The organism is Streptomyces sp. WMMC940, assembly GCF_027460265.1.
GTDB lineage: Bacteria > Actinomycetota > Actinomycetes > Streptomycetales > Streptomycetaceae > Streptomyces.
Map to the genome: position 1 here is coordinate 5,307,360 of NZ_JAPZBC010000001.1, position 13,514 is coordinate 5,320,873.

12 protein-coding genes and 1 pseudogene are annotated in these 13,514 nt (G+C 71.1%); 9 read left to right on the plus strand and 4 right to left on the minus strand.

Annotated elements, in window-relative coordinates; all coding sequences use genetic code 11:
* Positions 1-238 precede the first annotated feature (238 nt).
* The 6 genes from O7595_RS23320 (at position 239) to O7595_RS23345 (ending at position 4,831) form a co-directional block, all read left to right on the plus strand.
* On the plus strand, positions 239-667 hold the full coding sequence (locus tag O7595_RS23320; protein WP_138055493.1) for a DUF3052 domain-containing protein: 429 nt from the start codon (positions 239-241) through the stop codon (positions 665-667).
* A 147-nt stretch (positions 668-814) separates the two neighbouring features.
* Positions 815-1,273, plus strand: a complete 459-nt coding sequence (locus tag O7595_RS23325) for a peroxiredoxin (RefSeq protein ID WP_269730565.1) — start codon at positions 815-817, stop codon at positions 1,271-1,273.
* A gap of 132 nt (positions 1,274-1,405) precedes the next feature.
* Positions 1,406-1,981 carry a TerD family protein gene (locus O7595_RS23330; protein WP_138055495.1) on the plus strand — a complete coding sequence of 192 codons (576 nt, stop codon included), beginning with the start codon at positions 1,406-1,408 and terminating at the stop codon, positions 1,979-1,981.
* Between the two features lie 90 nt (positions 1,982-2,071).
* Positions 2,072-2,647 carry a TerD family protein gene (locus tag O7595_RS23335; RefSeq protein ID WP_138055496.1) on the plus strand — a complete coding sequence of 192 codons (576 nt, stop codon included), beginning with the start codon at positions 2,072-2,074 and terminating at the stop codon, positions 2,645-2,647.
* Positions 2,648-2,806: 159 nt separating this feature from the next.
* On the plus strand, positions 2,807-3,940 hold the full coding sequence (locus O7595_RS23340; RefSeq protein ID WP_269730566.1) for a DUF475 domain-containing protein: 1,134 nt from the start codon (positions 2,807-2,809) through the stop codon (positions 3,938-3,940).
* Between the two features lie 153 nt (positions 3,941-4,093).
* Positions 4,094-4,831, plus strand: a complete 738-nt coding sequence (locus O7595_RS23345) for a TerD family protein (protein ID WP_269730567.1) — start codon at positions 4,094-4,096, stop codon at positions 4,829-4,831.
* A gap of 141 nt (positions 4,832-4,972) precedes the next feature.
* On the opposite strand, the gene O7595_RS23350 is transcribed toward O7595_RS23345, so the two are convergent.
* Positions 4,973-5,842, minus strand: coding sequence for a TerD family protein (locus tag O7595_RS23350; RefSeq protein ID WP_269730568.1), 870 nt, complete (start codon positions 5,840-5,842; stop codon positions 4,973-4,975).
* Between the two features lie 315 nt (positions 5,843-6,157).
* On the opposite strand from O7595_RS23350, the gene O7595_RS23355 reads away from it, so the two are divergent.
* The 3 genes and pseudogenes from O7595_RS23355 to O7595_RS23365 form a co-directional block, all read left to right on the plus strand.
* Positions 6,158-7,321 carry an HpcH/HpaI aldolase/citrate lyase family protein gene (locus O7595_RS23355; RefSeq protein WP_269730569.1) on the plus strand — a complete coding sequence of 388 codons (1,164 nt, stop codon included), beginning with the start codon at positions 6,158-6,160 and terminating at the stop codon, positions 7,319-7,321.
* Complete coding sequence (locus O7595_RS23360; protein WP_269730570.1) at positions 7,321-10,146, plus strand: phosphoribosyltransferase; 2,826 nt, start codon at positions 7,321-7,323, stop codon at positions 10,144-10,146. The genes O7595_RS23355 and O7595_RS23360 overlap by 1 nt, the downstream gene beginning before the upstream one ends.
* Before the next feature lie 5 nt (positions 10,147-10,151).
* Positions 10,152-10,934: pseudogene (locus O7595_RS23365) on the plus strand (HAD family hydrolase); the annotation flags it as partial.
* Between the two features lie 500 nt (positions 10,935-11,434).
* Here O7595_RS23365 and O7595_RS23370 read toward each other — a convergent pair.
* The 3 genes from O7595_RS23370 to O7595_RS23380 all read right to left on the minus strand — a co-directional run bounded on the left by O7595_RS23370 (position 11,435) and on the right by O7595_RS23380 (position 13,246).
* Positions 11,435-12,097 carry a DedA family protein gene (locus O7595_RS23370; RefSeq protein ID WP_269730571.1) on the minus strand — a complete coding sequence of 221 codons (663 nt, stop codon included), beginning with the start codon at positions 12,095-12,097 and terminating at the stop codon, positions 11,435-11,437.
* 324 nt (positions 12,098-12,421) lie between these two features.
* On the minus strand, positions 12,422-12,637 hold the full coding sequence (locus O7595_RS23375) for an FmdB family zinc ribbon protein (protein ID WP_269730572.1): 216 nt from the start codon (positions 12,635-12,637) through the stop codon (positions 12,422-12,424).
* A gap of 21 nt (positions 12,638-12,658) precedes the next feature.
* Positions 12,659-13,246, minus strand: a complete 588-nt coding sequence (locus O7595_RS23380; protein WP_269730573.1) for a DUF4383 domain-containing protein — start codon at positions 13,244-13,246, stop codon at positions 12,659-12,661.
* Positions 13,247-13,514: the final 268 nt, after the last annotated feature.

The window sequence follows — 13,514 nt, forward strand, 5'->3', positions numbered from 1 at the left end:
CCGATTGGCGAACCGTGGGCGCGGAAGCGTACAAAGGGTGCGAAGGGGTGAGTCCGACTCACCGGGGCTGACGGAAGCCCGTCCCGGAGTTGGGGCGACACGGCCGCAAACGTCACCGTTTCGGCGGTCTCGGCGGCCGGGTACTTGCGCGATCCGTCCAGCCCGTGTGGACTACGGCCAATGCCTCGCGTACGCGCGCGGCTGAAGCATTTTCCGAAACAAGATCAGGAGGCAAGCCGTGAGCGCGACCGCGGACCACGCGGAGGAGCGGACCAACCCGGCGGCGAGGCTGGGGTTCGAGCCCGGACAGGTGGTCCAGGAGATCGGCTACGACGACGACGTCGAGCACGAGCTCCGCGAGGGCATCGAATCCGCAATCGGCCAGGAAATCGTCGACGAGGACTACGACGACGTCGCTGACGTCGTCCTGCTGTGGTTCCGCGACGAGGACGGCGACCTTACGGACGCGCTCGTGGACGCCATCGGCCTCGTCGACGAGGGCGGACTCGTCTGGCTCATGACGCCGAAGACCGGCCGTGACGGCTACGTCGAGCCCAGTGACATCAACGAGGCCTCGCAGACCGCCGGCCTCTCGCAGACCAAGAGCATCAACGCGGGCAAGGACTGGACCGGCAGCAGGCTGGCCACTCCCAAGGCCAAGCGCTGATCCACAGCTGACCAGGGTCCCCGCCGGCCGACCGCCGGCGGGGACCCTGTGCGTAGGCTGGGGCATCCAGCGGACCGGAGCCGCGGCGGCCCACGGCCGAGGCGGTGCTCCGGCGCCGAAAGCGGCCAACGAAGGGATGCACCAGTCATGGCGATCGAGGTCGGCACCAAGGCCCCGGACTTCGAGCTGAAGGACAACCACGGGCGGACCGTGACCCTCTCCGAGTTCCGCGGTGAGAAGAACGTGGTGCTGCTCTTCTACCCCTTCGCCTTCACCGGCGTGTGCACGGGCGAGCTCTGCGCGCTCCGCGACGAGCTGCCGAGGTTCGTCAACGACGACACCCAGTTGCTCGCCGTCTCCAACGACTCCGTCCACACCCTGCGCGTCTTCGCCGAGCAGGAGCGCCTCGAGTACCCGCTGCTGTCGGACTTCTGGCCGCACGGCGCGACCTCGCGCGCGTACGGCGTCTTCGACGAGGACAAGGGCTGCGCGGTGCGCGGCACGTTCGTCATCGACAGGGAGGGCGTGGTGCGCTGGACCGTCGTCAACGGCCTGCCCGACGCCCGCGACCTGAACGACTACCTCAAGGCACTGGACACCCTGTGACGGCCGTCGACACCCTGTGATCCTCGGGCCGACCACCTGTCTCGCCCGGGAACCGGTCACTAGGATCCAGTCGTTGATCCGAATGCCAACGCACGACGGGGGCGCTGCCCCTGAAACCACATGGGAGGACTCGTGGGAGTCAGCCTCAGCAAGGGCGGCAACGTCTCGCTGACCAAGGCCGCCCCCAACCTGACCGCGGTCACCGTCGGTCTGGGCTGGGACGTCCGCACCACCACCGGCACCGACTTCGACCTCGACGCCAGCGCCCTGCTGACGAACGCCGAGGGCAAGGTCGGGGCCGACGGCAACTTCGTGTTCTTCAACAACCTGAAGAGCCCCGACGGTTCGGTGGAGCACACCGGTGACAACCTCACCGGTGAGGGCGAGGGCGACGACGAGCAGATCAAGGTCAATCTGGCCGGGGTCCCCGCCGACGTCCAGAAGATCGTTTTCCCGGTGTCGATCTACGACGCCGAGACCCGTCAGCAGTCCTTCGGCCAGGTCCGCAACGCCTTCATCCGCGTGGTGAACCAGGCCAACGGCGAGGAGCTCGCCCGGTACGACCTGAGCGAGGACGCCTCGACCGAGACCGCCATGGTCTTCGGTGAGCTGTACCGCAACGGCGCGGAGTGGAAGTTCCGTGCCATCGGCCAGGGCTACGCCTCGGGCCTGCGCGGCATCGCGCAGGACTTCGGCGTCAACGTCTGAGCCGAGATCACCTGAAGTGTCCGGCGCCGCACACATCCGTGCGGCGCCGGACTCGCCTGTAGTTCCGTACGTTCAGGGGAGGACACCGACATGGGCGTCACGCTCGCCAAGGGAGGCAATGTCTCCCTCTCCAAGGCCGCACCGAACCTCACCCAGGTCCTCGTGGGGCTCGGCTGGGACGCGCGCTCCACCACCGGAGCGCCCTTCGACCTCGACGCCAGCGCCCTGCTCTGCCAGTCGGGCCGGGTGCTGGGGGACGAGTTCTTCGTCTTCTACAACAACCTGACGAGCCCGGAGGGCTCCGTCACGCACACCGGGGACAACCTCACGGGCGAGGGCGACGGGGACGACGAGTCCCTGATCGTCGACCTGACGAAGGTACCCGCGCACTGCGACAAGATCATCTTTCCTGTCTCGATCCATGAGGCGGACAACCGCGGCCAGACGTTCGGCCAGGTCAGCAACGCCTTCATCCGCGTGGTGAACCAGGCCGACGGCCAGGAGCTCGCCCGGTACGACCTGAGTGAGGACGCCTCCACCGAAACAGCGATGATCTTCGGCGAGCTCTACCGGTACGGGGGCGAGTGGAAGTTCCGGGCGGTGGGCCAGGGGTACGCGTCGGGGCTCCGGGGCATCGCTCTAGACTTCGGGGTCAACGTTTCCTGAAGCACTGCTCCGCTTGGTCAAAAACGGGGGTCGGCGGCCCTGGGACCCTCACGGGATCCGGAGGCCCGCCCCCGGGACGATGCAGCGCAAAGCCGCGTGCGGCGCGGGGGGAATCCCGCCCTCGGCGGGGGAGCTCCGTACACAACGATTGGGTAGCCAGTGGTACTGAAAACCTTCGGCTGGTCGTTCGCAGTCACTGCGCTCGGCCTGGTCGCTGCGGTGTTCTACGGGGGCTGGACGGCCTTCGGGCTCGTCGCGATCCTGTCCATCCTGGAGGTCTCGCTCTCCTTCGACAACGCGGTGGTCAACGCCGGCGTGCTGAAGAAGATGAGCGAGTTCTGGCAGAAGATCTTCCTCACCATCGGCATCCTGATCGCCGTCTTCGGCATGCGGCTGGTGTTCCCCGTCGTGATCGTCTCGATCACGGCGCAACTCGGTCCCATCGAGGCGATCGACCTCGCCCTGACCGACCACGCCCGCTACGAGGAACTGGTCACCGACGCCCACCCCGCCATCGCGGCGTTCGGCGGCATGTTCCTGCTCATGATCTTCCTCGACTTCATCTTCGAGGACCGGGACATCAAATGGCTCGCATGGCTGGAGCGGCCCCTGGCCAAGCTGGGCAAGATCGACATGCTGGCGGCCTGTGTCGCGCTGATCATCCTGCTGATCACCGCCACCACCTTCGCCGTCCACGCCCACCAGTACGGCGGGGTGCACGTCGACAAGTCGTCCACGGTGCTGCTCGCCGGCGTCGCCGGCCTCGTCACGTACATGGTCGTGGGCGGTCTCTCCGGCTTCTTCGAGGACAAGCTCGAAGAGGAGGAGGAGCGCGAGCACGAGGCCGAAGAGGAGGCCAAGCGGGCCGGGAAGCCGCTCTCGGCCGCCAAGCTCGTCGGCAAGGCCGCGTTCTTCATGTTCATGTACCTCGAGGTGCTGGACGCGTCCTTCTCCTTCGACGGCGTCATCGGCGCCTTCGCGGTCAGCAACGACCCGGTCGTCATCGCGCTCGGCCTCGGCATCGGCGCCATGTACGTCCGGTCCCTCACGGTCTACCTGGTCCGCCAGGGCACCCTCGACGACTACGTCTACCTCGAGCACGGCGCCCACTACGCGATCGGCGCGCTGGCCGCGATCCTGCTGATCACCATCCAGTACGAGGTCCCCGAAGTCGTCACCGGCCTCATCGGTGTGGCCCTGATCGCCTGGTCCTTCTGGTCCTCCGTGCGGCGCAACCAGCGCCTGAGGGTGCCCGAGGAGAAGGAAGAGGTACTCGCGGCAAAGGAAGTGTGACACCGCGGGGTTTGAGGAACGCTCTCAGCGGGGCGGCCGGGAGGCACATGGTCTCCGGGCCGCCCCGCGCGGCTGCCGGGCCCCCGCGGCACGGGGCCGCGCGGTGTATCCGGGACGGCTCCGGGAGGGGGCCGGTGCAGTCAGGGGTGGGACATGGCGTTCTGGGACGGTTTGTGGCGCGGCAGGACAGCGCAGTTCGACTCGGGCAGCGCCTCGACCAACTCCATCCAGCTGACCAAACGGCGCCCCCAGGTCTCGCTCTCCAAGCAGAGCGCCGCCACCGGCAACCTCCGCGTCAACCTCTCCTGGCGGATGCGCACCTCCGACATCGAAGGCCGGTCGCGGCAGAGCGGACGGCTGCTGCGCAATCCGTCGAAGCTCTTCCGCCCCGAAGTGGTCCAGGCGCACACCCAGGGCGTCGTCAACGTCGACCTGGACCTCGGCTGCCTGTACGAGATGACGGACGGCAGCAAGGGCGTGGTGCAGCCGCTCGGCAGCCTCTTCGGCAGCCTGAACGAGCCGCCGTACGTCCGCCTCAGCGGTGACGACCGGTTCGGCGCGCCCTCCGGGGAGACGCTGTTCGTCAACCTGGACCACCGGGAGTCGATCAGGCGCCTGCTGTTCTTCGTCTACATCTACGACCGCACGCCCGCGTTCGACCGCACGCACGCGAAGGTGACGCTCTATCCCAGCAACGGACCGCGGGTGGAGATCGAACTGGACGAACGCGCCCCACAGGCCCGCTCGTGTGCCGTGTTCATGGTCGAGAACGTCAAGGGCGAGCTGGTCGTGCGCCGCGAGGTGAAGTTCGTCTACGGCTTCCAGGCCGAGCTGGACCGGCTGTACGGCTGGGGCCTGCAGTGGGGCCGCGGCTACAAGACCAAGACCTGAGACTTCCTGCCCGCCCACGGGCCGCGGTCCCGGGCGCACGTCATCGTCGGAGGAACGTTGCGGGGCGGGCGCACGTCACCGACGGAGGAACGTCCCGGGTGGGGGCGGATCGGCGCGGGACGAACGCCTCCGCCGGGCGGGCTACTCCCGGATGAACTGCGGCCCCATCGGAGGCAGCCGGAAGTCCGGGTCCGGCGCGGGTCCGGCCGCGGCGGCGGGCTGCGGGTAGCCGTACGCGGGCTGTGCGGCGGGGGAGGCGGGCTGCGGGTAGCCGTACGCGGGCTGTGCGGCGGGGGAGGCGGGCTGCGGGTAGCCGTACGCGGGCTGTGTCGCGGGGGAGGCGGGCTGCGGGTAGCCGTACGCCGGCTCGGCCTGCGGCTGCGCCTGGGGCTGCGGCTGTGCCTCCGCTCGGGACGGTGCCTGGTCCTGCCCCGCCGGCTCGGGCGCGGAAGCGTCGGCGGACGGCTCGCTGTCGTCCACCGAGATGCCGAAGGCCGTGGCCAGGCCGATCAGCCCGGTCGGATAGCCCTGCCCCACCGCGCGGAACTTCCATCCGTCGCCGCGCCGGTACAGCTCGCCGCAGATGACCGCGGTCTCCTCGCCCGTCTCCGCCCGGACGTCGAAGACGGCCAGCGGCTCGCCGTCCGGCACCGCCGCGTCGTACAGCATGATCCGCAGGTCCGGCACCCCGGAGAACGTGCCCCCGTCGGACGACGCCGCGAGCACCACCTGGTCCACGGAGGCGTCGAGCGAGCCGACGTCCGCCTGGACCGTGTCGGTGAGCCCCTCGGCGGTGCGCTTCTTGGGCAGCAGCCGCACGAACCCGGAGGGGTGCCGGGGCTGGTTGTAGAAGACGAAGTCCTCGTCGGCGCGCACACGGCCGTCGGCGCCCAGCAGCAGGGCGGAGGCGTCCACGTCGGGGACTCCGGCCCCGGGGGTCCAGCGCAGCACCGCCCGGATCGAGGCCGCGCCGAGCGGAACGTTGGAACCCTTCAGCATCGCGTGCGTCATGCCCGTCATCCTGCCCTCCCGCGCCCCGTGCGGACAACGCGGGGCCGGCTCCCTGGCGCCGTACGCGTTCGCAGGACCAGCTCCGGCCCCCTCCGGTCCCACGGGGCACCGCCGTGCGGCGCACCGTGGGACCCGCACGGACATCGAGGGAAACGGCCGGGCATGCCCCGCGGCGGCGGAGGGCAGTCTGAGTCGGGGACCGAAGTGCACGAGTTACCTCGAGTTCATACGGCCGGGGAACTCGCGACACCTGTTCCTACGTACTATTACCGGCCACCCAACCACAGGGCCGCACAGGCAGTACGGGGGATTCAGATGCGTCATTTCGGGCATATCCCGGCCACTGCCCGGAAGGAACTGTTCCATCAGGAGCCGGCGGAATTCGACGCCGGCTCCCCCGCGCGCATGCTCTCAGTGGCGCTCGGCGCCACGCTCTACAGCCCCGCGACCCGGCCGCGACTCGCGGACGACGTGCTCAAGCAGGCGGCGCGCGGAGTGGTCTCCATGGTCCTCTGCCTGGAGGATTCCATCGACGACGCCGACGTCCCCGCCGCCGAGGAGAACCTCGTCCGCCAGTTCGCCGCCCTCGACGAGCGCGGGGCCGAGCCGCCGCTGCTGTTCGTCCGGGTGCGCGAGCCCGGCCAGATCGAGAACCTCGCCCGGCGTCTCGGTGGGGCGAGCCGACTCCTGACCGGATTTGTACTTCCCAAATTCACCGCAGAGCGAGGACGCCCCTTCCTGGAGGCGGCCACCGCCGCCGAATCCGTGATCGGCCGCACGCTCTACGTGATGCCGGTGCTCGAATCGCCCGAGCTCCTCCACCTGGAGACCCGGCACGAGACCCTGACCGGCATCGCCCGCTCCGTCCGGCACCACCGGGACCGGATCCTCGCCCTCCGTCTCGGCGTCACCGACTTCTGCTCCGCCTACGGTCTTCGCCGGCCGCCCGACATGACGGCCTACGACGTCCAGATCGTCGCCAACGTCATCGCGGACGTCGTCAACGTCCTGGGCCGCTCCGACGGCACCGGCTTCACCATCACCGGTCCGGTCTGGGAGTACTTCCGCCTCCAGGAACGCATGTTCAAGCCGCAACTGCGCCGCAGCCCGTTCATGGAGCTGCGGGCCGAGAAGCTGCGTACCGCGCTGATCGAGCACGACCTCGACGGACTGCTTCGCGAGATCGAGCTGGACCGCGCCAACGGACTCCTCGGCAAGACCTGCATCCACCCCTCCCATGTGCTGCCCGTCCACGCTCTGTCGGTGGTCAGCCACGAAGAGTTCAGCGACGCGCAGGACATCCTCCGCCCCGAGCGGGGAGGGGGCGGAGTGATGCGTTCGGCCTACACGAACAAGATGAACGAGGTGAAGCCGCACCGCGCCTGGGCGGAGCGCACGCTCCAGCGCGCCGAGGCCTTCGGTGTCGCCCGGGAGGACGTCGGCTTCGTGGAGCTGCTGGCCGCGGGTCTGGCAGGCTGATGAAGGAGGAAGACGAAGCAGTGGAGTGGTCGGGAAGCTGGGTCTCCCAGCGACTGGGCGTGGAGCTCGTCGGCGACGACGGGCTGAAGGAGCTGCTCGGCCTCGCACTGCGGCGCAACCCGAAGCGCGCGCACCTGCTGGTGTCGCACGTGCTCGGCAAACACGTGCCGCAGAAGCCGTCCGTCGTGTACGGCCACGGGTACGAGCTCGGGGTGCGCGTCCGCGAACTGCTGGGCCGCGAGGACGCCGCCCGGGCCGTCGTCCTCGGGTACGCGGAGACGGCGACGGGCCTCGGTCACTCGGTGGCCGACGGCCTGGCCCTCGCGCCGTACCTCCACTCCACCCGCCGTCCCGTCGACGGCGTCGGCCCGGCCGGCGGCTTCGAGGAGTCCCACTCCCACGCCACCTCGCACCTGCTGCTGCCCGAGGACCCGAAGCTGCTGGCCGGCGACGGGCCGCTGGTCCTCGTGGACGACGAGTTCTCCACCGGCAACACCGTCCTGAACACCATCCGTGACCTCCACGCCCGCCACCCGCGCGGCCGGTACGTGATCGTCGCCCTCGTCGACATGCGCTCGGCCCGGGACCTGGGCCGGCTGGACGCCTTCGCCAAGGAGATCGACGCCCGCATCGACCTGGTGGCGCACGCCGGCGGCACGGTCCGCCTGCCCGACGGGGTCCTCGAGAAGGGCCAGGCCCTGGTCGCGGCCCACGAGACCGCGAGCACGGCTCCCGCACCCGGCGGCAGCGGCCGTCCCGGCGGTCCCGGCGGCAGGCAGGCTGCCGCGGCGTCCCCCGCGGCGACGTACCTCTCCCCTGCGGCACCGGAAGCGCCGGCCGGATCCGAAGGAACCGACGGGAGCGAAGGAACCGACGGATCCGAAGGAACCGACGGGAGCGAAGGAACCGACGGATCCGAAGGAACCGACGGGAGCGAAGGAACCGACGGCGTGGACGGCACGCGGGGTGCGGACCGCGTGGACGGTGCCGACGGCCGGGGCGGCCCCGGCGGACACGGGCGACAAGGGCCGCGCGAGCCGCACGCCCCGCGCGTCGTCCGCATCGACCTGGACTGGCCCTCGGGCGTCCCCGACGGCGGCCGGCACGGCTTCACACCCGCGCACCGCGTCGAACTGGAGGCCGCCCTGCCCGCCATGGCGCACCGCGTCGCCGAGGCCCTGGACGACGGCCGCCCGCCGGAGACCGGCGTGCCCCGGAAGCGCGCGGCCGGGGCCGTCGCACCGCCGCAGACGGACGGCTCCCCACGAGTCCTCGTCCTCGGCTTCGAGGAGCTGATGTACACGCCGCTGCGGCTCGCGCTCGAACTGGAGCGGGCCGGCGCCGCACGCGAGGTGCGCTACTCGACGACCACGCGGTCCCCCGTGCTCGCCGTGGACGATCCCGGCTACGCGATACGGACCAGGCTGGTCTTCCCTGCCCACGACGAACCGGCCGACGGCCCGGGCGAGCGCTACGCCTACAACGTCGCCGACGGAGGCTTCGACGCGGTCGTCGCCGTCGTGGACTCGGCCGCCGACACGGCCGCCCTGCACGCCCCGGACGGACTGCTCGCACAGCTCGCCGCGCACATACCGCACGTCCTGCTCGCCGTCGTACCCAGCTACGTACCCGCTCCCGAGAAGGAACCCATGCCGCCCGAGCCGCTCCGCGGACCCGAGTTCTCCTCCTACGCGCCCGACGAGGTCGGCTGGCTGCTCCAGGACCTCTCGGACGTCGAACTCGAGGCGCCCACCGAGGAACGCGAAGAGGCGATACAGAGCGGTGGCGCGCACTACGCCGAATCGCTGCCCGTCGAGTACCAGCCCAGCGACGCGTACCAGGCGCTGTTCCACGCCGCCCTGGAGACCTCCGCCGCCCGGATCGCCCGCGCCGTCGGCGCCGTCACCGACACCGTCCTCGCCGAGCACCCGCAGCGCCACCGGCCCGGCATCCACCCCCGCGAGCACCGCCCCGTCCTGGTCTCGCTGGCCCGCGCCGGCACACCCGTCGGGGTGCTGATGCGCCGCTGGGCCCGGCACCGCCACGGCCTGGACCTGCCCCACTACTCCGTCTCGATCGTCCGCGGCCGCGGCATCGACGCCAACGCGCTGCGCTGGCTCGCCGCCCACCACCACCCGGCCGACGTGGTCTTCGTCGACGGCTGGACCGGCAAGGGCGCCATCACCCGCGAACTCGCCGCCGCGCTCGGCGAGTTCGACGGCTTCGTCCCGGAGATCGCGGTTCTCGCCGACCCCGGCGGGTGCGTCCGCACCTACGGCACCCGCGAGGACTTCCTCATCCCCTCCGCCTGCCTCAACTCCACGGTGTCCGGGCTGGTCTCGCGCACCGTCCTGCGCACCGACCTGGTCGGGCCGCACGACTTCCACGGCGCGAAGTACTACCGCGAACTGGCCGCCGCCGATGTGTCCGGCCACTTCCTCGACACCGTCGAGGCGCGCTTCGACGAGGTGGCCGACGCCGTCGACGCCGACGTCAAGGAACTGCTCTCCGCGGACCGCGCCCCGACCTGGGCCGGCTGGGCGGCGGTGGAGCGGATCAGCGAGGAGTACGGCATCCACGACGTCAACCTCGTCAAGCCCGGCGTCGGCGAGACCACCCGCGTCCTGCTGCGCCGCGTCCCGTGGAAGATCCTCGCCAAGCGCGGCGCGGGCGCCGACCTGGACCACGTACGCCTGCTCGCAGAACAGCGCGGCGTCCCCGTCGAGGAGACCGACGACCTGCCCTACAGCTGCGTCGGCCTGATCCACCCCCGGTTCACACGCGGTGCCACCGGCGCCGACGGAAAGGCGGTGGCGGCCCAGTGACCTCCCTGATCACCAGCGACCTCGACCGCACGCTCATCTACTCGGCGGCCGCCCTGCAGCTGACCGTCCCCGACGCCCTGGCGCCCCGACTGCTGTGCGTGGAGGTGTACGAGAGCAAGCCGCTGTCATACATGACGGAGGCCGCCGCCGCGCTGCTCACCGAACTCGCGCACAACGCCGTTTTCGTACCGACGACCACCCGCACCCGCGAGCAGTACGCCAGGATCCGGCTCCCCGGCCCCGCCCCCCGGTACGCGATCTGCGCGAACGGCGGCCATCTGCTGGTCGACGGCGAGTCCGACCGCGCCTGGCAGCGCGTGGTCGCCGCCAGGCTCGCCGACGAGTGCGCCCCGCTCGCCGAGGTCCGCGCCCATCTGCTGGCGGCCGCGGACCCTGCGTGGCTGCTGAAGGAGCGGGTCGCCGAGGGCCTCTTCGCCTATCTGGTCGTGGAGCGTTCGCTGCTCCCGGACGGCTGGACCCGGGAACTCTCCGCCTGGGCGGAGACGAAGGGCTGGACGGTCTCCCTGCAGGGCCGCAAGATCTACGCCGTGCCGAAACCGCTCACCAAGAGTGCGGCCGTCCGCGAACTGGCGCGGCGCACCGGGGCCGGGCGCGTCCTCGCGGCCGGCGACTCGCTTCTCGACGCGGATCTGCTGCTGGCAGCGGACCACGCCTGGCGCCCGGGCCACGGCGAACTCGCCGACACCGACTGGGCGCCGCGGCATGTCACGGCGCTCGCCGAGCGGGGGGTCGAGGCGGGCGAGGAGATCCTGCGCCGGTTCACCGCGACGGTCACGGACGCGGTGGGGGACGCGGCCCGGGAAGGCGCGGGGGGCGTGGCCGGGAGGGCGCGTGCGGTTCCCGGCGCGAAGGCCGAGGGCACGGCGGCTGCGGAGGGCACCGGGACGGGCCGGGGAACCGGGCGGTCCGAAGGCGCGTCCGCCGAGGCCACGGTGGCGGCACGGAGGACGGTACCTGCACCGGGCGGGGCGGAGTCGCCGGCCGCGCTGTAGACGGCGGCGGTCCGGGAGGCAGGGGGTCCGGGGCAGGGGGCCCGGGCCGCCCGCCGGGCGACGGCCGTGCGGGCGGTGCGCAGGCACGGGGGCCGGACGGCCATGCGGGCGGTGCGCAGGCACGGGGGCCGGACGGACATGCGGGCGGTGCGCAGGCACGGGGGCCGGACGGACATGCGGGCGGTGCGCAGGCACGGGGGCCGGACGGACATGCGGGCTCGGACGAGCGCACGGCCGGGGCCGAGCGCCCGGCCGGGGATCGACGCCCGCACTGGTCACGCGCGTCGGGTCCCCCTCCCCGGCCGCAGTAGCCGTACGGCCACGAACAGCACCGCCGAACCCAGCGCGCCCACCGGCACCACCTTCGCGTAGGCGTCGACGTACCCCGTCACCTGGGTCCAGTTGTCGCCGAGCGCGTACCCCGCGAGGACGAAGGCCGTGTTCCACAAGGCGCTGCCCATCGTCGTCATTGCCAGGAACACCGGCAGCGGCATGCGTTCGATGCCCGCAGGCACCGAGATCAGGCTGCGGAAGACCGGGACCATCCGGCCGAAGAACACGGCCTTCGTGCCGTGCCGGGCGAACCACGCCTCGGTGCGTTCGATGTCCGACACCTTCACCAGGGGCAGCCGGGCCGCGATCGCCACCGTACGGTCCCGGCCGAGCAGCGCCCCGACACGGTAGAGCGCGAGCGCGCCCACGACGGAGCCGAGCGTCGTCCACAGCAGTGCGGCGAGCAGGCCCATCCGGTCCGTCGCCGCGGCGAAGCCCGCCAACGGGAGGATCACCTCACTGGGTATCGGCGGGAAGAGGTTCTCCAGAGCCACGGCGATGCCCGCGCCGGGTGCACCGAGGGTGTCCATGAGGCTGTTGATCCAGCCCGGTGCGCCGCTGTCGGCCATCGGGTCTGCGGCGGCGCGCACGATCATCGGGTCCATGGCCGACCACGCTAGGAAAGCGGAGCTGAAGAGACCCTGAAGGCAGCCGCACACTCCTGCGGCGACTGCTGGGGCGGGGCGGATCTGCGGTTTTCCGGCGCAGTGCGCGGACGAGTACGGCCCGTTGGCGCGACTGGTCACGGGAAGCGCGGCCGGGTCCGGAAGGCGTGGCTGGTCACGGGTGACGGGAGCCTTGCCCGCTACCGAGGGGCGCAGGCCTTCCAGCAGAGCAGTCAGCAGTCACAAGTCAGCAGCCAGACGACTGCCAACTGACAGATTTCAATATCTGTCAGTTGGCGTCTGTCGGTCGTCGATCGAAAGTCATCATCCGCAGCAGCCGCCGCCGCAGCAGCCACCGCCACCACCAGCCTGCGCGGGGGCCGGCCCCGTGCTCGTCCCGCCCACGGCGACCGCCGACAGCAGCTTCACGGTGTCGTCGTGCCCCACGGGGCACGACGCGGGGGCGGAGGACTCGGCCATGGGCCGGCTCAGCTCGAAGGTGTCGTCGCAGGTGCGGCAGCGGTACTCGTAACGGGGCATGGGGACAGGTTAGCCCGGCTGTCAGCCCTGCCGCCCGGCCTCCGGGAGCTGGCGCGCCCGCATCCGCTCGACACGCGCCTGCTCCTCCGTCGCCGCCTCGTCGGGGTGGCGTGCCTTCCAGTACGGGTTGTCGTGGGGGAGCGTGCTGCTCACCCGTCCGTACATCCCGAACCACATCAGCATTATCCCCACGACGAAGCTGAAGAGGACGTTCTGAATGCGGAAGTTGAGGAAGTTCGCGCCGGTGTCCAGCAGACCGAGGTTCACGAAGCCGCTGAGAATGAAGAGGATGCCGAGCACCATGTTGAGCGTGGAGGCGAAGTTCCCGCCGATGACCATGCCGACGAACAGCAGCAGCCCGACACATATGGACAGCACGCTCAGCGCGCCGTTGGTGTTCAGACCCGCGACGGTGTCGTTTCCCGTGTCGAAGAAGCCGAGGTTGTGCGTCAACCCGAGGATCCCGAAGGCCAGCAGGATCAGGCCCATGAGCCCGGCGCCGTAGCGGTAGACCTGGTTGAGCCTGTGGTCCACGGGCAGATGCTCGTCCAGGGCGACGTGCAGGCCGCTGGGGTTCTGCGTGGCCTGCGACGGGTGCGTGGATGCCATTGCGGCCTCCTTTGGCCGTGCGTACCTCCATACAGGATCCGCCCGCTCCGGCACACGGACAAACGGGCGGCACAGGCGAGCGGGGCGGGGCGCTCCGGACGCGTGCGGACATACGGGCCGCGTCGGGAGGGTGCGTCCACCGAAGGCGGCGGCCGGCCGAGCCCGGGAGCAGCCCACGGACGGAAGTCCCGACGGCCGGGCCTTCCTGGCGCCTCTCACCACATGGTCGAGGCCGCCGGACAGCGGCGGGCGGGCCTCCGTCCGACGA